The organism is Streptomyces pratensis (assembly GCF_016804005.1).
GTDB classification, from domain to species: domain Bacteria; phylum Actinomycetota; class Actinomycetes; order Streptomycetales; family Streptomycetaceae; genus Streptomyces; species Streptomyces pratensis_A.
The window spans coordinates 1,609,330-1,629,733 of record NZ_CP051486.1 but is presented as its reverse complement, the minus strand read 5'-3'; the positions used below and the strand labels follow the sequence as shown (position 1 = coordinate 1,629,733).

Annotated in this window: 19 protein-coding genes; 6 read left to right on the top strand and 13 right to left on the bottom strand. The window is 72.1% G+C overall.

Annotation, left to right across the window (positions count from 1 at the left end; genetic code table 11):
• Nucleotides 1-265: 265 nt before the first annotated feature.
• From HED23_RS07285 to HED23_RS07260, 6 genes are all read right to left on the bottom strand, one after another.
• Nucleotides 266-2,410, bottom strand: coding sequence for a putative bifunctional diguanylate cyclase/phosphodiesterase (locus tag HED23_RS07285; RefSeq protein WP_203182596.1), 2,145 nt, complete (start codon nucleotides 2,408-2,410; stop codon nucleotides 266-268).
• A gap of 313 nt (nucleotides 2,411-2,723) precedes the next feature.
• Complete coding sequence (ligA, locus tag HED23_RS07280) at nucleotides 2,724-4,922, bottom strand: NAD-dependent DNA ligase LigA (protein WP_203182595.1); 2,199 nt, start codon at nucleotides 4,920-4,922, stop codon at nucleotides 2,724-2,726.
• A 40-nt stretch (nucleotides 4,923-4,962) separates the two neighbouring features.
• Nucleotides 4,963-5,988 carry a methionine synthase gene (locus HED23_RS07275; RefSeq protein ID WP_203182594.1) on the bottom strand — a complete coding sequence of 342 codons (1,026 nt, stop codon included), beginning with the start codon at nucleotides 5,986-5,988 and terminating at the stop codon, nucleotides 4,963-4,965.
• A 229-nt stretch (nucleotides 5,989-6,217) separates the two neighbouring features.
• Complete coding sequence (locus tag HED23_RS07270) at nucleotides 6,218-6,502, bottom strand: hypothetical protein (protein ID WP_203182593.1); 285 nt, start codon at nucleotides 6,500-6,502, stop codon at nucleotides 6,218-6,220.
• 1,000 nt (nucleotides 6,503-7,502) lie between these two features.
• Nucleotides 7,503-8,192 carry an SDR family oxidoreductase gene (locus tag HED23_RS07265; RefSeq protein ID WP_203182592.1) on the bottom strand — a complete coding sequence of 230 codons (690 nt, stop codon included), beginning with the start codon at nucleotides 8,190-8,192 and terminating at the stop codon, nucleotides 7,503-7,505.
• A gap of 51 nt (nucleotides 8,193-8,243) precedes the next feature.
• A complete protein-coding gene (locus HED23_RS07260) occupies nucleotides 8,244-8,783 on the bottom strand; it encodes a TIGR00730 family Rossman fold protein (RefSeq protein WP_203182591.1) in 540 nt (179 codons plus the stop codon).
• A 65-nt stretch (nucleotides 8,784-8,848) separates the two neighbouring features.
• Between HED23_RS07260 and HED23_RS07255 the strand changes: the two genes are divergently transcribed.
• Both HED23_RS07255 and HED23_RS07250 read left to right on the top strand, forming a co-directional pair.
• Nucleotides 8,849-9,184, top strand: coding sequence for a DUF427 domain-containing protein (locus HED23_RS07255; RefSeq protein ID WP_203182590.1), 336 nt, complete (start codon nucleotides 8,849-8,851; stop codon nucleotides 9,182-9,184).
• 62 nt (nucleotides 9,185-9,246) lie between these two features.
• Entirely contained in the window at nucleotides 9,247-10,047 is an 801-nt protein-coding gene (locus HED23_RS07250) for an alpha/beta fold hydrolase (protein WP_203182589.1), read from the top strand.
• A gap of 223 nt (nucleotides 10,048-10,270) precedes the next feature.
• Here HED23_RS07250 and mnmA read toward each other — a convergent pair whose 3' ends face one another.
• Nucleotides 10,271-11,404 (bottom strand): tRNA 2-thiouridine(34) synthase MnmA, encoded by a 1,134-nt coding sequence (mnmA, locus tag HED23_RS07245; RefSeq protein WP_203182588.1) that lies wholly within the window; start codon nucleotides 11,402-11,404, stop codon nucleotides 10,271-10,273.
• A gap of 61 nt (nucleotides 11,405-11,465) precedes the next feature.
• Here mnmA and HED23_RS07240 point away from each other — a divergent pair, with 61 nt between their 5' ends.
• Nucleotides 11,466-12,158, top strand: coding sequence for an N-acetylmuramoyl-L-alanine amidase (locus tag HED23_RS07240; protein ID WP_203182587.1), 693 nt, complete (start codon nucleotides 11,466-11,468; stop codon nucleotides 12,156-12,158).
• Here HED23_RS07240 and HED23_RS07235 read toward each other — a convergent pair.
• On the bottom strand, nucleotides 12,151-13,320 hold the full coding sequence (locus HED23_RS07235) for a cysteine desulfurase family protein (RefSeq protein WP_203182586.1): 1,170 nt from the start codon (nucleotides 13,318-13,320) through the stop codon (nucleotides 12,151-12,153). The genes HED23_RS07240 and HED23_RS07235 overlap by 8 nt on opposite strands.
• Nucleotides 13,321-13,875: 555 nt before the next feature.
• Nucleotides 13,876-15,675: a protein kinase domain-containing protein gene (locus tag HED23_RS07230; RefSeq protein WP_203182585.1), complete on the bottom strand. Its 1,800-nt coding sequence runs from the start codon at nucleotides 15,673-15,675 to the stop codon at nucleotides 13,876-13,878.
• A 148-nt stretch (nucleotides 15,676-15,823) separates the two neighbouring features.
• Between HED23_RS07230 and HED23_RS07225 the strand changes: the two genes are divergently transcribed.
• On the top strand, nucleotides 15,824-16,417 hold the full coding sequence (locus tag HED23_RS07225) for a TetR/AcrR family transcriptional regulator (protein WP_203182584.1): 594 nt from the start codon (nucleotides 15,824-15,826) through the stop codon (nucleotides 16,415-16,417).
• Nucleotides 16,418-16,451: 34 nt separating this feature from the next.
• On the opposite strand, the gene HED23_RS07220 is transcribed toward HED23_RS07225, so the two are convergent.
• Both HED23_RS07220 and HED23_RS07215 read right to left on the bottom strand, forming a co-directional pair.
• Nucleotides 16,452-16,808 carry a DUF4190 domain-containing protein gene (locus HED23_RS07220; protein WP_238441869.1) on the bottom strand — a complete coding sequence of 119 codons (357 nt, stop codon included), beginning with the start codon at nucleotides 16,806-16,808 and terminating at the stop codon, nucleotides 16,452-16,454.
• 15 nt (nucleotides 16,809-16,823) lie between these two features.
• A complete protein-coding gene (locus tag HED23_RS07215; RefSeq protein WP_033298509.1) occupies nucleotides 16,824-16,979 on the bottom strand; it encodes a hypothetical protein in 156 nt (51 codons plus the stop codon).
• 106 nt (nucleotides 16,980-17,085) lie between these two features.
• On the opposite strand from HED23_RS07215, the gene HED23_RS07210 reads away from it, so the two are divergent.
• Nucleotides 17,086-17,709, top strand: coding sequence for a TetR family transcriptional regulator (locus tag HED23_RS07210; RefSeq protein ID WP_203182583.1), 624 nt, complete (start codon nucleotides 17,086-17,088; stop codon nucleotides 17,707-17,709).
• 10 nt (nucleotides 17,710-17,719) lie between these two features.
• Entirely contained in the window at nucleotides 17,720-18,553 is an 834-nt protein-coding gene (locus HED23_RS07205) for an alpha/beta fold hydrolase (protein ID WP_203182582.1), read from the top strand.
• On the opposite strand, the gene HED23_RS07200 is transcribed toward HED23_RS07205, so the two are convergent.
• Entirely contained in the window at nucleotides 18,525-19,496 is a 972-nt protein-coding gene (locus HED23_RS07200) for a helix-turn-helix transcriptional regulator (protein ID WP_203182581.1), read from the bottom strand. The genes HED23_RS07205 and HED23_RS07200 overlap by 29 nt on opposite strands.
• Nucleotides 19,497-19,515: 19 nt before the next feature.
• Nucleotides 19,516-20,382, bottom strand: a complete 867-nt coding sequence (locus HED23_RS07195) for a thioesterase family protein (protein ID WP_203182580.1) — start codon at nucleotides 20,380-20,382, stop codon at nucleotides 19,516-19,518.
• Nucleotides 20,383-20,404 lie beyond the last annotated feature (22 nt).

The window sequence follows — 20,404 nt, the reverse complement described above, 5'->3', positions numbered from 1 at the left end:
CCGAAGGACGGGCCGCACGGCGTCCGGTGCGTGCGATCGCAAGGCGCCGGAGCGCCCTCGTGGCGGAGCCACGTGGGCGTTTCGGCAACGCGGCGAGCGTGCGTGCCAGGCGTCGCGCGGCAGGTGGAAATGTGCCGCCGACCCCCAATCCTATGGGGTCGCCGGACACCTCTGCGGCGAGCGGATCGAGCCCGGCCGCCCGATTGAGGACAAAACGGCCACCGGCCGGGCGTTCACCCCGCACGGCCCCCGGTCGGCACAGGCCTCAGGCCGTGGCCGTGCCGGGATTCAGCGCGTGTCCCGTGGGCCTGGGCGCCGGTTCGGGTGTCACCGCGGGTGCGGCCGCGGCCTCCCGCTCGGCCGGCCGTCGCCATCCGTGCTCGCCGCGCGCCCGCAGCCACGCCGTCGTCTCCTGCGGCGGCATCGCGGCGGCGACGAGCCACCCCTGTACCGCGTCGCAGTGCAGGTCCCGCAGCCGCTCCCAGGTCTCGTCGTCCTCGACCCCCTCGGCGACGACGATCAGCCCGAGCGAATGGGCCAGGTCGATGGTGCAGCGGACGATCTCGGCGTCCTCGTGGTCCACGGCCAGCCGGGCCACGAACGACCGGTCGATCTTGAGTTCGCTGACCGGGAGCTTCCGCAGGTGCACGAGGGAGGAGTAGCCGGTGCCGAAGTCGTCGAGGGACATCTTCACCCCGTGTCCGGTGAGCCCCGCCAGGGTGTCGGCGGCCCGCTGGGGGTCCTCCAGCAGGACGTGCTCCGTTATCTCCAGTTGTAGCGAACCGGCCGGGACACCGTGCCGGGCGAGCCGTGCCGCGACGCTGCCCGCGAAGCCGGGGGTGTGGACGTCGCGCGGCGAGACGTTGACCGCGACGGGGACGAACAGCCCCTGCGCGCGCCACCGGGCCACCTGTGCCAGTGCGGTCTCCAGTACGTACTCGGTGAGGTGGGGCATCAGTCCGGAGGATTCCGCGATCGCGATGAACTCGTCCGGGGGGACCCGTCCGCGCTCCGGGTGCACCCAGCGTACGAGTGCTTCGAGGCCGGCCACCTGACCGTCGAAGCGGACCTTCGGCTGGTAGTGGAGCTCCACCTCGCGGGCGTCCAGGGCGCGCCGCAGATCGCCCAGCAGGCCGAGCCGGTCCGGGGTGTTGCTGTCGCGCTTCGACTCGTAGACCTCCACGCCCGTGCGGTCGCGCTTGGCCTGGTACATGGCCACGTCCGCCCGCCGGAGCAGCCCTTCGGCGTCGAGGGCGTGGTCGGGGTGGACGGCGACGCCCGCGCTCGCCTCCAGGACCAGCGTGAGCCCGTCCAGGTCGAGGGGCGAGGAGAGTGCGGCGACCAGGTTGCGGGCGATGCGCTGGGCGCTCGTGATCGAGTCCGCGGTCGGCAGCAGCACGGCGAACTCGTCGCCGCCGAGCCGCGCGGCCTCGGCCCCGCGTGGCAGGGCGAGCCGCAGCCGCTCGGCTATCTGGAGCAGGAGGCGGTCCCCGGCGAGATGGCCGAGGGTGTCGTTGACGGCGCGGAAACGGTCGAGGTCGATGAGGACGAGAGCGGACCTGGTACCGGTGCCGTCGGTCTCCTCCAGCGCCGTCCACGTCCGCTCCAGGAGCCACTGGCGGTTGGGCAGGCCGGTGAGCGGGTCCCTCAACTGCTCCTCGGCCCGTGCGCGGGCGATCCAGAGCGTGGAGTCCAGGGCGATCAGCGGTACGGCGAAGAGCGGCAGCAGCACGGGTTTGGCGGACGCCACCACGCAGATCAGCGGGGCGATGCCGAGGAGGGCGACCGCGACGAGGCCCTGCCGCAGCAGGGCGGTGCGGGCGATCGTCGGCAGCCCGCCGATCTGGGTCGCCCTGGCGTACCAGAGCAGGACGCGGGTGACGAAGAGATACGCTCCGGCGGCGAGCAGCACCTCCGGTACGGTTTCGATGCCCCAGTGGAGGGGCCGCCAGGGCGTCTCCACGCTCGGTACCTCGCCGAAGGCGGACAGGACGAGCGCGGCCGCCCCGATGCCGAGTATGTCCACCGCCCCGTGGAGCAGCCCCTGCCACCACCGGTGACGCCTGGCCGTACCGACGAGCACCACGACGACGAGGCTGACCAGTCCGGCGGCGACCCAGCCGTACAGCAGCAGCACCGCCAGGGTGAGGGCGGCGCCGGAACCGGTGCCGCCCCACCAGCGGTCGCGCCCGAGGGCGACCAGATGACCCACGATGATTCCGGTGAGCAGGGCGAGCGACCAGCCCGCGGTGCCTGCGGGGAAGAGTGCGTGGCCGTCGTGCACCGTCCGGTAGAACCCGGTCGCGAGCTGGACCGCGGCGACCGCGACGACGACGACGCCCACTCTGGGCGTGAGGTCCACGAAACCTTGCAGCCGCGACACCGGTGCGGTGCTCTCGGTCGGTTCCATTCCGTCCCTCTCACAGCCGGCGGTGCCGATGGCCCTCGGTGGCCCCCGCTCCCATGCCAACACGGCCCGATTCCCACCACGCGGCCGGGCACGGCAGGTGCTCGTTCAACAGTAGGCCGACGAGGACGCCCGCGGGCAGCGCTCTGCAGCTCTTGCCCGAATGCGGTCCTGACACCCCCGGCCGTCTGATATTGCGCCGAACGGGTGAGGCGGCGGGCCGGACCGGGCTTCCCGGCCCCTCCTGTGAGCCTCGTCCGCTTATTTCCCCCGTCGCTCGCGTCCACGCGTGGTCCACATCTCGATCGCGCCTCGATCAGGCCTCCTCGGCGGGCACCGCGGCCTCCCGGGCGGCGTCCGGGCCCTGTTCGAGGAGCACTGCGAAGCCCGCTTCGTCGAGCACGGGCACCTTCAGCTGCATCGCCTTGTCGTACTTCGACCCCGGGTTGTCGCCCACCACCACGAAGGAGGTCTTCTTCGATACGGATCCCGTCACCTTCGCCCCGCCGCTCTGGAGCGCCTCCTTGGCGCCGTCCCTGGTGTGCGTGGTCAGCGTGCCGGTGACCACGACGGTGAGGCCCTCCAGGGGGCGCGGCCCCTCGTCCTCGCCCGCGCCCTCGTCCTCCATGCGGACCCCGGCCTCGCGCCATTTGCGCAGGATCTCGCGGTGCCAGTCCTCGGCGAACCACTGCTTGACCGAAGCCGCGATGATGGGGCCCACCCCGTCCGCCGCGGCGAGCTCCGCCTCGGACGCCTCGTCGATGCGGTCGACGGACCGGAACTGCCGGGCCAGTTCGACGGCGGCGACCGGCCCCACGTGCCGGATCGAGAGCCCTGTGAGGATCCGGGCGAGCGGGGCCTGCCTGGCCGCCGCGATGCCCTCCAGCATGCCGAGGGCGTTCTTCTTCGGCTCGCCCTGCTGGTTGGCGAAGACCGTTGCGATCTTCTCCTCACCCGTCTTCGGGTCGCGCTTGGGCAGCCCGCTGTCCGCGTCCAGGACGTACGCCCGGATCGGCAGCAGCTGCTCCACCGTCAGCCCGAAGAGGTCCCCCTCGTCCAGCAGCGGCGGCTCGGCGGGCTCCAGCGGCTTGGTCAGGGCCGCGGCGGCGACGTACCCGAAGTGGTCGATGTCCAGGCACTTGCGGCCCGCCAGATAGGCCAGGCGCTCCCTCAACTGGGCCGGGCAGGAGCGGGCGTTGGGACAGCGGAGGTCGATGTCGGCCTCCTTCATGGGGCGCAGTGCCGTCCCGCACTCGGGGCACTCGGACGGCATGACGAACTCCCGCTCGCTGCCGTCGCGCAGATCGACGACCGGCCCGAGGATCTCCGGGATGACGTCGCCCGCCTTGCGGAGCACGACCGTGTCACCGATGAGGACGCCCTTGGCCTTCACCACGTTCTGGTTGTGCAGGGTGGCGAACTCGACCTCCGATCCCGCCACCTCGACCGGCTCGACCTGGGCGTACGGCGTGACCCTCCCGGTGCGTCCCACGCCGACGCGGATGTTGACCAGCTTGGTGTTGACCTCCTGCGGCGCGTACTTCCACGCGATCGCCCAGCGCGGCGCGCGCGAGGTGGAACCCAGCCTGCCCTGGAGCGGGATCTCGTCGAGCTTGATGACGACGCCGTCGATCTCGTGCTCGACGGACTGGCGGTTCTCGCCGAAATAGGCGATGAACTCGCGCACCTCGTCGAGGGACCGGACCACCTTGTTGTGCTTGGCGGTCGGCAGACCCCATTCCCTCAGCAGGTCGTACGCCTGCGAGAGCCGGTCGATGTCGAAGCCCTCGCGGGCACCGATGCCGTGCACCACCATGTGGAGCGGGCGGGTGGCGGTGACCTTCGGGTCCTTCTGCCGCAGTGACCCGGCCGCCGCGTTGCGCGGGTTGGCGAACGGCTTGTCACCGGCCTCGACCAGCCGGGCGTTGAGCCCTTCGAAGGCCTCCATGGGGAAGAAGACCTCGCCGCGGATCTCGACGAGCGCGGGAACGCGCTCGCCCTTGAGACGGAGCGGGATGTCGGCGATCGTACGGACGTTGGGGGTGATGTCCTCCCCCGTGCGGCCGTCGCCGCGGGTGGCCGCGCGGGTCAGTCTGCCGTGCTCGTAGGTGAGGTTGACGGCGAGGCCGTCCACCTTGAGCTCGCACAGGAAGTGGTACCCGCCCCTCCCCACGTCCTTGGCCACGCGCTCCGCCCAGGCCGCGAGCTCCCCGTCGTCGAAGGCGTTGTCGAGGGAGAGCAGGCGTTCGCGGTGCTCGACGGAGGTGAACTCCGTGGTGTAGGGGCCCGCGACCTTCTGGGTCGGGGAGTCCGGGGTGCGCAGCTCGGGGTGCTCGTCCTCGATGGCCTCCAGGGCGCGCATCTGCCGGTCGAACTCGGCGTCGTCGACGACCGGCTGGTCCTTCACGTAGTACCGGAAGCGGTGCTCCTCGATCTGCTCGGCGAGGAGTGCGTGCTGTTCCCGCACCTCCGTCGGCACACCCGTCAGCTGCTGCGCCTGCTGTTCGCCGGCCATCGCCTGTTCCTCCCGTTTGCCCTGTTGACTCCGCGCCCCGTTACTCAGGGTTGTCCGCGAGCGACTTCGCGGCCCGGGCGCAGTGGGCGAGCGCGGCGCGCGCGTACGCGGGTGACGCTCCCGCCAGCCCGCAGGACGGGGTGATCACGACGGACTCGCTGAGAGTCCCCGGATTCAGCCCCAGCCTGCTCCACAACGTCCTGACCTCCTTGACGCTACCGCCCGGGTCCGACAATGCGGTCGAGGCGCCGTCGAGGCCGGGAACCACGCCGAGGAAGAGCTGGGTGCCGCCCTCGACGGCTTCCCCGATCGCTTCCTCCTCACGCTCGGTGAGCAGGGAGAAATCGAAGGAGACCGCGCCCGCCCCGGCTCGGCGGAGCAGCGCGAAGGGCACCTCGGGGGCGCACGAATGGACGGCCGTGAGTCCCTCGCCGTTGACCGAGAGCACGTCGCGCAGTGTCCCCTCGACGACCTGACGGTCCACCGCGCGGTAGGTGCGGTAGCCGCTCGCCGACCTGACCCGCCCCAGCAGTACGGCGGTCAGGGACGGTTCGTCGAGCTGGAGGACGACCTCGGCGCCGGGGACCCTTCGCCGTACCTCCGCGAGGTGGGAGCGCAGGCCCTCGGCGAGCGAGCCCGCCAGGTCACGGCAGGCGCCCGGGTCGCCGAGCATGGCCTCGCCGCCCCTCAGTTCCAGCCCTGCGGCCAGGGTCCAGGGGCCGACGGCCTGGACCTTCAGCAGCCCTTCGTAGCCCTGGGTGAACTCCTCCAGGGCGTCGAGGTCCTCGCCGAGCCACGAGCGGGCCCTGCGGGTGTCGCGGCCGGGGCGGTCGCTGACGCGCCAGCCGCTGGGTTCGACATGTCCGTACATCTCGACGAGCAGACCGATGGTCCGCCCGGTCATGTCCGCGCCGGGGCCCCGCGCCGGCAGCTCCGCCAGATACGGCATGCCCTGGCCGTCCGCGAAGGACCCGGTGACGGTCTTGGCCGCCTCCCGGGCGTCTCCCCCCGGCATGGAACCGATCCCGGTGGCCGCACTCCCGCTGAACCCGCTCTTCTCGCTCACGCGGAAAGCCTACGGGCCCCGGGCAGTGGGTCTCATCAGCTGTCGGGTGGCCCGGGGACGAGGGCACGGCACCGGCGCCGTGCTTCCGCGCGGGCGACGGCGAACTCACCGGCACCCTGCGCAGGTCGGGCGTACGCTCCGGCCCGGGCGCGGCAGCATCCCGGGGCAGCTGACGGCCGGCGACGGGCGTCACGCCCACGCCGGCTGTCAATGTGGCCGCGCTCGGGGCTCAGGCGGTGGCGATGAAGGAGAAGGGGCGGTCGCCGTACTGGCCGTAGTAGTCGCCTGTGGTGACGATGACCCGGTCGGTACCGATGGCGTGGACGTGTGCGTTGTCCACCAGCCTCCACTCGTCGCCGATGATGGTGACCACGACACTCGGAGTCTCGGGGAAGTCGCGGTCGAACGTGACGGCGTACTTGCCGGTGCTCATCTTCAGCACTTTGAAGTTGTGGCCGGCGGTGCGCTCACCCTCGGCGCTGACGTTGCCTCGGACTGTGATGGCGTTCAGCATGGCAGTTCCTTCCGTGCGGGCCTTGTGGGCCTGTAGCGGCAAGAGAGGGAATGGAGTCGGGCGGGATCGTTCACCGCCCTCCATGTACATTCCAAAAGCTGGAGGCCCCATGTACGGTCCGGCTCTGCGCCACCCGGGTGAGTGATTAACTCGTATCACCAGCTCATCACCCTGGCGGTCGAAGTGAGTGGCCAGGCCGAACGCGTAGGCCCCTTGCGCCGCAAGGAGGCCGACGGTCGCCCCCTCCGCCGGACAAGGAGCGGGCGCGGCCTCCGAACTCGCCGCGCACCGTTCCGCCACGGCGTCTTCATGGAGCGCGGTCAAGCGCGACCCACGCGCGGGGCGGCCCTGCCCGCAGTGGTGGAGCCGGTGGCCCGGCGTCGGCCGGGGCGCGGCTGCGTCGACCGGCGTGACGGACCCTTCGCACCGCCGCACACCTCTCCGGCCGAAGAGCTGAGACGCCGCCTGCTCGACCACGATCGGGTGGGGGGCGTCCAAACCGGTGCTCCGAGGCACCCGGTGAGACAGAGTGCCTCGATCCCACCTCCGCACACCCTTCACCCCCCGTGACATTCCGATCACCGCTACGGCAACAAGGGCGGCGGCCCCTGGTGCCTGGAGCGGGCTGAGGTAGAGGCGACCGGCGTCGGCGGGGCCAGCCATCGTCTTCTTCGCGCCGGCACTCGACGGCGACGCCACTCTGTGGCTCAGCCGGGAGAGCGGCTTCCAGATCTATCTCTTCAACTGACCCCGGCCAGCCCCAGGAGCGCCACTCGCCTCGCCGTACGTAGCCGGCGGAATGGTGCTCCCCCGTCCCGGGAGTCCGGAACGGGGGAGCACAGCCGACCGTCGCCGACGGGACGGCGCCATCCATGGCACGGAAGTTCAGGGCATCGCCCGGCCGACACGGAGTCCGGCGTCTTCACGCATGCCCGGCGGAGATCTGGCACCCACACGCGGTGCCGGGTGTGGCCTCCCGCACCAGGCCACGCGACATCTGTCAGCGCCCGGGGCGGACCGTCAGGTCGTTGATCTCGGCGTCGCGCGGCAGGTCGAGCGCCAGCAGGATCGTGGTGGCCACCGACTCCGGGTCGATCCAGCGGGAGGCGTCGTACTCCTTGCCCTCCTGCTGGTGGACCTTGGCCTGCATCGGGCTGGCGGTGCGGCCCGGGTAGACGGAGGTGACCCTGACGCCGTTGCCGTGTTCCTCGTGGCGCAGCGAGTCCGCGAGCGCCTTGAGCCCGTGCTTGCTCGCGGCGTACGCGCCCCATTCGGCGTGCGCCGCGAGCCCGGCGCCGGAGTTCACGAAGACGACGTGGCCCTGGGTGACGCGCAGCTGCGGCAGCAGCAGCCGCGTCAGCTCGGCCGGGGAGACCAGGTTGGCGTTCAGCTGGAAGTGCCAGGCCTTGGGGGTGAGGTCACCGATCGAGCCGAGCTCGACGACGCCCGCGATGTGCAGCAGTGAGTCGAGGCGTTCGGGCATCGGCTGCTGCCCGAACGCCCAGGAGAGCCTGTCGGGGTTGCCGAGGTCGCCGACGAGCGTGCGGGCCCCGGGGTGCAGCGCGGCCAGTTCCTTGGCGCGTCCCGCGTCCCGGGCGAGCAGCACGAGTTCGTCGCCGCGCTCCAGGAGACGTCGGGCGACGGCCGCGCCGATGCCGGAACCGGCGCCGGTGATGAGATGAGTAGGCATGCCCTCATGCTCGCATCACCGCGGGCCCCCGACTCCGTCAGGCACCTCTCGTCACTGCAGGCCGGCCGACTCCTCCAGGTGGGCCAGCGCCCCGACGCCGTCCTTGGCGAAGAAGACCAGCTCGGTCAGCGGGACCGGCAGGAAGCCCTCGTCCTCCATGCGCTGGAACTGCTGGCGCAGACCGTCGTAGAACCCGGCGGTGTTCAGCAGGACGACGGGCTTGGTGTGCTTCCCGTGCTTCTTGAGCTCCAGGATCTCCGTGGCCTCGTCGAGCGTCCCCGTCCCGCCCACCATGATCACGATGGCGTCGGACTTCTCCAGGAGCAGCGCCTTGCGCTCGGCCAGGTCCTTGGCGATCACCATCTCGTCGGCGTTCGTCCGTGCCTTCGCCGCCAGGAAGTCCACCGACACCCCGACGAGCCGGCCGCCGGACTCCTGCACGCCGTCGGCGACGACCTTCATCAGCCCGCTCTCCGACCCGCCCCAGACCAGTGTGTGTCCGCCCCGGCCCAGCAGCTCGGCGAATTCGCGGGCGGGCACGGTGTAACGGTCGTCGAGGTCGGCGGCGGAGAGGAAGACGCAGATGTTCATGCACACACCGTACGACCGGCCCCCGGTCCGGGAAGAAACCGGCCTCCTCCGGGGCTGAACCGGATATGGCCTCCACCACAGGACACACCATCACCGTGGAACCCTCCGACGTCCATGTCCGCGCGGTGCACGACGGGCTGGTGCTCGCCGAGAGCCGCCGCCCGCTCGTACTGCGTGAGACGGGCTGTCCTGACCGCTACTACCTGCCGCCCGGGGATGTCCGTACCGACCTGCTGACGCCGTCGGACACCCGTACGCACTGCCCCTTCAAGGGGGACGCGTCGTACTGGTCGCTGCCCGGTGCGGCGGACCTCGTCTGGGCCTATCCGGAACCCAAGGAACAAGTGGGGGCGATCAAGGGGCACTTCTGCTTCTACGCCACGGACATCGTCCCCGACTGACCGTCAGAAATATTTTCCCGGCGGTCCGATGAGTTCCGCGCGGCACGGCGGTCCACCCTCACATGGACAAGACTCTCTCCCGCGACGGCACGTCGATCGCGTACCGCCGCCGTGGCGACGGGCCGCCGGTGATCCTGGTCGGCGGGGCCCTGAGCACCTCGGCGGACGGGGCGCCCCTGGCCGCTCTGCTGGCCCCGCGCTTCACGGTCCTCACGTACGACCGCCGGGGCCGCGGGGCGAGCGGGGACGGCGGACCGTACGCGGTCCGCCGCGAGATCGAGGACCTGGCGGCGGTCGCGGCCACGGCAGGCGAGCGGGTCTCGCTGTTCGGCATGCTGTCGGGCGGCGCCCTGGCCCTGGAGGCGCAGGCCGCGGGGCTGCCCGTGGACCTGCTCGCGGTCTACGAGCCGCCTTACACCCCTGGCGCCACCGGCCTCCTGTACAAGTCCCGCTGTACGGCGCTGCTGCACAGGCTGCTGTCGAACGGTGACCGGGGCGGCGCCGTCGAGCTGTACCTGTCCCGGACCGGAGTCCCGGAGGAGACGATCGCCCGGATGCGCCGGGCCCCGCTGTGGCGCGGCCTCGAAGCGGTGGCCCACACCCTCGCGTACGACGACGCCCTGCTGGGAGACGGCTCGGTGCCCGCAGGGAGGTTCGCGTCGGTCACCGCACGCACCCTGGTGGTGACCGGGGGGTTCAGCACCGCGCAGGCACACGAGACGACCCTGGCCCTCGCGTCCGCGATCCCCCGGGCCAGGCACCGCACCCTGACGGGACAGACCCGCGAACTGGCACCGCATGTGATCGCACCGGTACTGGCGGACTTCTTCGCCAGGGACGTGTTCGCCGGCCGGGCGTCCTGAGCCGCCTCGCCGCCGCGTCCGTACAGGGGTCGGACGCCGCGGCGGGGCGTATGCCGAGCGGGCGGCCGGCTTCCGGCACACCCCGGGCCGGCCGGCATCCTGCCGAGGCGGAACCGGATCAGGCTCCGAGCGACGTGGCGGCCGATGCCGTCGTGCGCCCACCGCCCACGGGTTGCTCCGCAGGCGCGGCTCCGACGGCCCACCTCGGCCTGGTGGCCCCGGCTCAGCCCGCTGCCGCCGCCTTTTCCTTGCGCACCGTCGTCGCGATGGTGGCCGAGCCGACGACCCGGGTGCCGTCGTACAGCACGACCGCCTGGCCGGGGGCCACACCCCTCACCGGCTCGGTGAACGTGACCGACAGGGTGCCGTCGGTCAGCTCCGCCGTCACCTCGGTCTCGCCCCCGTGGGCACGCAGCTGTGCGGTGTACGTGCCGGGGCCGGAGGGGGCCGTGCCGCACCAGCGGGGCTTGATCGCGGTCAGCGCCGTGACGTCCAGGGCCTCCACCGGGCCGACCGTCACCGTGTTGTTCACCGGGGAGATGTCCAGGACGTAGCGCGGCTTGCCGTCGGGGGCCGGGTGGCCGATGCGCAGGCCCTTGCGCTGGCCGATCGTGAAGCCGAAGGCGCCCTCGTGGGTGCCGACCTTCGCGCCCGACTCGTCGAGGATGTCACCCTCCGCCGGACCGCCGAGGCGGCCGGCGAGGAAGCCCTGGGTGTCGCCGTCGGCGATGAAGCAGATGTCGTGGCTGTCGGGCTTCTTGGCGACCGCCAGACCCCGGCGCTCGGCCTCGGCCCGGATCTCGTCCTTGGTGGTGAGGGTGTCACCGAGCGGGAACATCGCGTGGGCGAGCTGCTTCTCGTCCAGGACCCCGAGGACGTAGCTCTGGTCCTTGGCCATGTCCGAGGCGCGGTGCATCTCCCGGGTGCCGTCCTCCTTGAGCACGACGGTGGCGTAGTGGCCGGTGCAGACGGCGTCGAAGCCGAGGGCGAGCGCCTTGTCGAGCAGCGCGGCAAACTTGATCTTCTCGTTGCAGCGCAGGCAGGGGTTGGGGGTGCGCCCTGCCTCGTACTCCGCGACGAAGTCGTCCACGACGTCCTCGCGGAAGCGTTCCGCGAGGTCCCAGACGTAGAACGGGATGCCGATCACATCCGCCGCGCGGCGGGCGTCCCGGGAGTCCTCGATGGTGCAACAGCCTCGCGCGCCCGTACGGAAGGACTGCGGGTTGGCGGAGAGGGCGAGGTGCACACCGGTCACGTCGTGGCCTGCCTCGGCGGCTCGCGCCGCCGCGACGGCGGAGTCGACTCCGCCCGACATGGCGGCGAGCACACGGAGGGGGCGCTGGGAGGTCTGAGTCATAGCTCCTCCAGAGTACGGGGCGCCGGGAACCGAATGCGCGCGGATAAGCGTTGACGCTCATATGGGGACCAGAGGGAAGTCCGGAGGATCCGGGAGCGGATCGCGCGGCATCAGCAGACGCACGCTGCTCATAGGCGGCGGGGTCGCCGCGGCGGGCACGGCAGCCCTGGCCACGGAGGAGATCCGGCGCGTCTGGTGGCGGGTTCCGGGCGTGGAGAAGCCCCGTAAGGAGGGCGAGCTGGACTATGCCCCGGCCAGCTGGATCGCGGCCTCCGAGGCGAACTGGCGGCGGGCCGACCGCCCCGACGACTACGGCGTGGACCGGGTGATCGTCCATGTCACCCAGGGCAGCTACGCCAGCGCGGTCAAGGTCTTCCAGGACCCGGCGCACCAGGCGGCGACGCACTACATCGTCGGTCAGAACGGCCGCGTGACCCAGATGATCCGGGAGCTCGACGTGGCGTACCACGCGGGCAACCGCTCGTTCAACGAACGCAGCATCGGCATCGAGCACGAGGGCTTCGTCGACCGCCCGCAGGACTTCACCACCAAGATGTACGAGTCCTCCGCGCAGCTGACGGCCGCGATATGCAAGCGGCACGGGATCCCGGTGGACCGCGAGCACATCATCGGGCACGTCGAGGTGCCCGGCACCGACCACACCGATCCCGGACCGCACTGGGACTGGCCCCGCTACATGAAGCTGGTGCGCGCGGCGTCCACGGCGGGAGCCGGGGGGACGCGGGCTAGCTGAGTCCTGCCGTCCTGGCCCGCTCGACCGCGGGACCGATCGCCCGCGCGAGTTCCTCGACGTCCCGCGCTGTCGACGTGTGCCCGAGCGAGAAGCGCAGCGTGCCACGTGCCAGGGCGGGGTCGGTGCCGGTGGCCAGCAGCACATGGCTGGGCTGGGCGATGCCGGCGGTGCACGCCGATCCGGTGGAGCATTCGATGCCCTGGGCGTCGAGCAGCAGCAGGAGGGAGTCGCCTTCGCAGCCGGGGAAGGTGAAGTGGGCGTTGGCGGGCAGCCGCCCGCCTGGGGCCGGGTCGCCGCCGAGGATGGCGTCGGGGACGGCCTTCAGCACGGCGGCGGCGAGTTCGTCGCGGAGTGCGCCGATCTCACGGGCGAAGCCCTCGCGCCCGTCGGCGGCGTGCCGCCCGGCCACGGCGAACGCGGCCACGGCGGGCACGTCGAGTGTGCCGGAGCGCACATGCCGCTCCTGGCCTCCACCGTGGAGCACGGGTACGGGGGTCCGGTCACGGCCGAGCAGCAGGGCGCCGATACCGAACGGGCCCCCGATCTTGTGCGCGCTGACAGTCATCGCGGCCAGCCCGGATTCGGCGAAGTCGACCTCCAGCTGCCCGAACGCCTGCACCGCGTCGGCGTGCATGGGGACGTCGAACTCGCGCGCCACCTCGGCCAGTTCACGTATCGGCATGATGGTGCCGATCTCATTGTTGGCCCACATCACGGTGACCAGGGCGACGTCGTCGGGGTTACGGGCGAGCGCCTCGCGCAGCACCTCCGGGTGCACACGTCCGTGGGCGTCGACCGGGAGGTATTCGACGGTGGCGCCCTCGTGCTCGGCGAGCCAGTCCACGGCGTCGAGGACGGCGTGGTGCTCCACAGGGCTGGAGAGGACCCGGGTGCGCCGGGGGTCGGCATCGCGCCGGGACCAGTAGAGGCCCTTCACCGCGAGGTTGTCGGCCTCGGTGCCGCCCGAGGTCAGGACCACCTCGCTGGGGCGTGCGCCGAGCGCGTCGGCGAGGTTCTCTCTGGACTCCTCGACGGTACGGCGGGCCCGGCGCCCGGCAGCGTGCAATGAGGACGCGTTGCCGGTGACGGCGAGCTGCGCGGTCATCGCCGCGATCGCCTCCGGAAGCATCGGCGTGGTCGCGGCGTGGTCGAGGTAAGCCATGGTGGAGACGATTCTACGAGCCCGGGGCGCGGAGCGTGCCGAGGGCGGCGTACGGCGCTCGATGCCACGGCTCGCGGCAGCCCGCGATCAGGCCCGGCCGAGCCCGGGAAGGGCCGGTCGGGCACCGGCCGACGACCCCGACCGCCTCCGGCCCGAGCCCGTGCGAGAGCCCGGCCGGACACCGGCCTGCGGCCCCCTGCCACTTACGGTCCGGGGCCGGCGGCACCCGGGGCACCTGGGGAAGGTCCCAGCCGCCCGTGGCAGGAGGTCCGGCCTTGGTCAGAAGTCCAGCCGCAGTCCGAGGGCCCGCGCGTGGCCGGAAGGCCCGCCCGCAGTCCGAGGGTCCGGCCGTGGCCGGAAGGTCCGCCGCGGCAGGAAGTCCGGCCGTGGCCGGAAGGCCCGCCCACAGTCCGAGGGTCCGCCTCCGCAGGAGGCCCGGCCGTGGTCAGAAGGTCCGGCCGTCCCAGGGCCACCCCTGGCAGAAGGCCCGCCCGCAGCCCGAGGGCCCGCCCGCAGTCGCCAGGTCCGGCCATGGCCGGAAGGCCCCTCCCTGGGTCAGAAGGCCGTCCAGCGCTGGGACGCCGTGCCCGAGCAGCGGGCGGCCGTGACGCCCCCGCCCCCCAGGTCGAGACAGCCCCCGGTGCGGACGCTCACGATGCTGCCGCCCGCCCCCGTACGGAAGCGGCGGAGATCCGATTCGTTGCAGGAGAGCATCAGCGTCCCCCCGTTGAGGATGCCCGCGCTCAGGCACGACCTGCCCGACTCGTGGGCGAGCTGGAAGGAGCCGTCGGACAGGGGGAGGACGGTCCAGCGGGACCCCGCGCCCTCGCAGTCACCGGTGTACGCGGCGCCGCTGGACGCGGCGACGAGACACTTGCCGTTCTCCCCGTTGCGATAGCGGTGTGCCCCGGAGGGGGTCGTGGTGCCCCCGGAACCGGACCCACCGGAGGCGCTGGAGCCGCCGGACGCGCCGGAGCCGCCGGAGGCGCTCGACCCACCTGAGGCACTGGAACCGTCCGACGAACCGGACCCGCCGGAGCCGTCGTCCTGAGCCCCGCCCCCCGCGTCGCCCGCGCCTCTCGCGGGGGAGGAGGCTCCGTCCGTCGCCTCGCCTTCCCCCTTGGCGTCGTCGTCCTTCTTCTTGCCCGCCGGCGAGCTGCCCGGTGACGCCGATCCGGACGGGCTCGCGCCGGAGGCGGAGGCCGTGGGATCCACCGGGGCCGTGGCCGTGACGGAGGGTCCGGCGGCCACCCGGTCGTCCGGCCCGAGGGTGTAGGGCAGGAGCTGGACGGCGAGTGTCGCTCCGCCCAGCGTCACGACGACGGGGATCACGGCGAAGAAGACCCGGGTACGCCGCCGGCGCTCGCGGGGCTTCGATCCGGCCTTCCCCCCGAGGCGCAGTGTCTCCACGGACTCGGGCTCCGGCAGCTCGATCTCCTGGACGTGCGCCGCGAAGGCGGCCTTCTCCGCGAGGTCCCCACTGATGGACTCCGGCCAGAGGGGAGCCGGGAACAGCCCGTGTTCCTCCGCTTGTCTCACCAGCTCTGCCGCCGTGGGGCGGGCCTCCGGATCCTTGGCGAGACAGGCCGCGACGACCTCGGCGAGAGCGGGGTCGAGCTCCCGCACCGCATCAAGATCGGGCTCCTCGTGCACGATGCGGTACAGGACCGCGGGGCCGGACTCCTCGCCGAAGGGCGGTGTGCCGCCGGCCGCGTACGCGAGGACCGACCCCAGGGCGAACACGTCGGCGGCCCCGCTCAGGTCCCGTTTCGTCGTGGCCTGTTCGGGGGCCATGTAGGCCGGTGTGCCGACCACCATGCCGCTTCTGGTCAGCTGGCTCTGTTCGGTGGCGCGGGCCACACCGAAGTCGATGACCGTGGCACCCGCCGGCGTCAGCATCACGTTGGACGGCTTGAGGTCCCTGTGCACCATGCCCAGTTCGTGCACCGGAACCAGCCCCGCGGCGGCCTCGCGCAGCAGCAGCCACAGGGTGCCGGCGTCGAGCGGCCCCCTGTTCAGCTCGATGGCCTTGCTGAGGGTGAGACCGGGCACGTAGGCGGTCGCCAGCCACGGGGGCCGTGCGTCGCGGTCGCTGGCGAGCAGAGGCGCGGTGGCCTCCGCGGGCAGCCGGGACAGGTTGTCGAGCTCGTGCCCGAAGCGGCGGACGAAGTCCTGGTCCTCCCCCGCGATCGAGGGCAGTACCTGTTTGACGGCGACGTACCGCTTCTCGTGGACGCCCAGGTACACACGGCCCATCCCGCCGGAGCCGAGCCGGCCCGCGAGCGGGATTCCGCCGATCTGCCGCGGATCGTCCGCTTCCAGCGGCTTGGCCCCGCTGCCCGTCAGGTCCAACACGCCCACACCGTCTCCCCGTGACACACCATTGCTGTTCCAGGCGAAGTCTGACCAGTGGATACTGGAAGAGGGAGCATCTTCTAGAAAATCACTCTAGAAATTCACCGCGGAAGAGCCCCGCTCCACGAACCACAGGGACGGCGACTCGATGAGCCCCAAGCAGCTTCGCGGCGAGGTCACCTCCGATCTGCTTCTGGACGCCGCCCTGCGCGTGTTCGTCGAGTCCGGCGAGCAGGGCCTCACGGTCAACGCGGTCATCCGGGCCAGCGGTGTCAGTCTGGGCAGCCTCTACCACCATTTCGGCAGCCTCGACGGCCTCGTCGGCGCCCTCAGCCACCGCTGGCTGGACCGGCTGCTGGGTGAGCTGGCCGAAGCCCTCCAGGGCGCCGGTACCGCGCGTGCGGGCATCGCAGCCGCCGTGAGTGCCTACCTGACATTCGTCCAGGAGCACCCGGGCCCCGCCCTGCTCCTTCACTCCCCCCTCGCCGACCGCAAGGGCATGGCGCGGGGCAGGGAGCTGCGCGACGCACAGGAGGCCAGGGTCTCGGAAGTGGCCCTCTGGATCCGGCGGGGCGTGGATTCCGGGGAACTGGCCCCACTCCCCCAGCCGCTGATCGAGTCCCTCGTCCTGGGCCCCGTCGTCGCCGTCGCCCGCCGCTCGCTGTCGGGGATCGACGACGTCGACCTCGACGAGGCCGCACGCCTGTTGCCGGAGCGGATCTGGCGGTCGGTGCGCCCGTAGGCCCCCGCACCACCGCCGGCCGGTCGCGGCTGAGTCAGCCCGCCAGACTCCAGGACACGGTGCCGTTGGCCGTGACCAGCACGGCGAGGACGACCAGGTCGGCGATACCGAGGGCCAGTCCGAGCAGGGCGCGGCCGCGTCGGGCGGTGGAGCGGGAGAGGGCGATGACCGCCATGACGATGGCGACCGGCCCGAGCAGGATGTTCATCACCAGGAGGCCGAGCAGCCCGAGCACGAACGAGGCGACGGCGAGCCCGTCGGCCTCCCGGCCCGCCGCGCGGCCGCCGGGGCGGGCACCGGCCGGACGGGGCTCGGACGACCGCGACTCCGCGGCGTGGGTCCCGGCGGCACGGACGCCGCTCGAAGTGGTGCGTGCGGTGGTGAGTGTCATGGTGCGGCTCCTTCGTCAGCGGGTGCGGCGGGCGAGGCGTTCGCGGACGCCGAAGACCGCCAGCCAGAGACCGATCACGGCCGCGGCGGTCAGGGCCACGGGGAGCGGGAGATGTGCGACCGCTCCGAGGACGACCCCCAGCAGGAGCAGGGCGGCTACGAGGACGAACATGTCCGGCCTTTCTCTGCGAGCTTTGAGAGTACGACTGTTCACTGACTTGCAAGTCTAGACCGTGTACCCCTTCCTGGACTCGGAGAACGGTTGTTTACTGAATGGCATGAGTCACACCATCGGCGTCCGCCAGGCCCAGAAGCTGAAGACCCGCCAGGCACTGCTCGACGCGGCACTTGAGCTGCTGGAGCACCAGAGCCTGAGCAGCCTGGGTCTGCGCGAGGTGACGCGGGCCGTGGGCGTGACCCCGACCGCCTTCTACCGCCACTTCGAAGGCACGGCGGCACTGGGCGTCGCGCTCGTCGAGGAGACGCTGGGGAGCCTGCACGGCATGATCGCCGCGATACTCGCCGACACCGGGGACAGCGAGGAGCGACTCGACCGGAGCGTCGGCCTGATAGCGCGCCATGTCACCGAACAGCCCGCCCACTTCCGCTTCATCGCCAGGGAACAGCACGGCGGCGTCAGGCAGGTCAGGGAGGCCATCACGGCCCAGCTTCGCGGCTTCGCCGAAGAGGTCGCCCAAGTCCTGGGTTCGGAGCAGGAGTCGGCGGGCTGGGACCGGGAGGATCTCCAGATGCTGGGTGGGCTGTACGTCGACCACATGGTGCTCACCGCCTCGGCGCTGCTGGACGCCGGCCCGGAGGGCGAGCAGGAGGTCGTCAGGGTGGCGCGGCGCCGGCTTCGCCTGGTCACGCTGGGCCGGGCCCACTGGCTGGACAGGCCGTAGGGTCGGTGTCATGAGCGACTGGACACTGGACCGGACCTTCCTCAGCTCCTCGGGCGAGGTGCGCTGGGCCTCACTCGGTCCCGAGCAGGCACCGCCCGTCGTCCTGGTGCACGGCACGCCCTTCTCCTCGTACGTCTGGCGCGGCATCGCCCGGGGGCTGGCGCAGGACCACCGCGTCCATGTGTGGGACCTGCCGGGCTACGGCGCCTCCGCGCAGTACGCCGGCCAGGACGTGTCGCTGCGGGCCCAGGCCTGGGTGCTCAACGAGCTCCTGGAGTACTGGGAGCTGGACGAACCGGCTGTGACAGCACATGACTTCGGGGGCTGCGTCGCGCTGCGCGCCCATCTCCTGCACGGCGCCCGCTACCGGCGGCTGGCTCTCGTCGACCCGGTGGCACTGGCCCCCTGGGGCTCGCCCGCGTACCGGCTGCTCGGCGGCGGGGCCGAGGTGTTCGGCGAGCTGCCGCCGGACCTCCACCGGGCGCTGGTGACCGAGTACGTCGGCTCGGCCAGCCACCAGGGACTGCGTCCGGCGGTGCTGGAGAAGCTCGTCGACCCGTGGTGCACCGACTCCGGACAGCCCGCTTTCTACCGGCAGATCGCGCAGAACGACCAGCGGTTCACCGATGAGATCCAGCACCGCTACGGAGAGCTGGATCTGCCCGTGCTGGTCTGCTGGGGTACGGAGGACACCTGGATCCCGGCCGCCCGCGGCCATGAGCTCGCCGGAATGATTCCGGGCGCCGAGCTGCGGCTGATCGAAGGGGCCGGGCATCTCGTACAGGAGGACGCACCCGCCGAGCTCACCGCGGCCCTCACCCGTTTTCTGCGTACAGCTCCGTGACGGCGGCAGCCGCCTCGGCGAGCAGACGGCGCGCCTGAGGCGGCGACAGCACTTCGAGGTCCGGTCCGAAGGAGAGCAGGGAGCGCGCCCACGCGATCTCCGGCACGGCGAGCTCCGCCAGCAGCCACTCCCCGTGGGACTCCTCCTCCGGCTCCGGCCGGCCGGTCAGCACCCCCGCGTGGAGGCGTACGAAGAGGTCCAGGCGGGAACGGCGCACGCGCACCCGGAGCCGCACGTCCCCCGGCCGCTCCTCCACCTGCCTGCGCAGCTCGTCCCACACGTCGGCGGGCTCGACACCCGCCCTGCGCACCACGGGTTCGTCCGCGAGGGCCGCCCGCTTCACCCGGTCCGCGCGGAAGAGCCGGGGTGCGCCGTCCAGGTCGGCGACGAGATACCAGACGCCCGCCTTCACCACGAGGCCGTACGGGTCGACGGTGTAGACGCGCGGGTCGTCGGTACCGCTGTGCCGGTAGTGGAGCAGAATCCTCCGGTCGGCGAAGACCGCGTCGTGCAGCTCGCCCACGTCGACGGCTGCCGCCGGACCGCTCATCCAGCGGACCGGGTCCACCAGGATGCGACGGCTGGTCAGTTCGGCGGCGGGCCGGTGCGGGGCGGGGAGCGCGGCCATCACCTTGCGCAGCGCGGAGCCGAGCGCGGCGTCCAGCCCGAGCGCGGCGTGGGCCCCCTGCGCGGCGAGGACGAAGAGGGCGCGCGCCTCGTCGGCGGTGAGTCCGGTGACATCGGTCCGGAAGCCCGGCAGCAGCGCGATTCCGCCGTTGCGGCCCCGCTCCGCGTAGACGGGCACACCGGCGGCCGAGAGCGCCTCGACGTCCCGGTAGACGGTGCGTACGGAGACTTCGAGGCGCCGGGCCAGCTCGGTGGCGGGAACCAGGCCGCGGGTCTGGAGCAGCAGCAGGACGGACAGGAGCCGGTCGGACTTCACCGCACCATTCTGGCGGGCCTCAGCCGCGTGGCGCCCGGGCCAGCTGGCGGGACTGGGCCACGAGGCGGTCGGCGCTGTCCCAGACCTCCGCGTCCTCCTCGAGGAAGCCGCCCGCGAGGTTGCGGGTGGTGATGGAGACACGCAGCGGCCCCGGGGCGGGACGGCAGCGGATGTGGGTGGTGAGCTCGATGGTGGGCGTCCAGCCCTTCAGCCCCAGCTCGAAGGAGGTCGGGGGCAGCGCGTCCACGGTGAGCAGCAGCGACAGGGGGTCCGCGTCGCGGCCGTCCGCGAGCCCGAACCAGCCCCGCATCTCGCCCTTGCCCGACGGTGCGCCGACGGCCCAGCCGACCGTCGCCGGGTCGAGCCTGATGTCGAGCCTTTCGGTGATGGCGGAACTGCCGGGGATGGGCGCCGTCCCGTCGCTCGCTCCGAGGCACTGCTCCAGGGGCGGGATGGCCGGCGGCTGGGCCGACGTGCGGATCTCGTCGGACAGGCCGTCCAGCTCGCCGTAGGTGGCCAGCACCCGGATGCGCTCGATCTCCGTACCGTCCTCCGCGAACTGGAAGAGCGAGGCCTCGCCGGTGGAGAGCGTGCGGCCGGTGCGGACGACCTGGGTGCGGATCACGGCGGGGCCGGGCACGGAGGCCGTGAGGTAGTGCGCGGAGACCGAGAAGGGGTCGGAGTGAGGGAGCGCCTCGCCGAGTGCCCGGCCGAGCATGGCGAGCAGATAGCCGCCGTTGACCGCGTGGATGATCGTCCAGCCCGCCGAGAGCTCCGCGTCGTAGACGCCTTCCTCCCGGAGGGTGACGGTGGTGTCACGGTCGAACTCGCTGTCACCGATGGTCGCCTGTACTGTGCGCGACTCCTGCGCTGCTGCCTGTGCCATGGCATGCACGGTACACCGACCG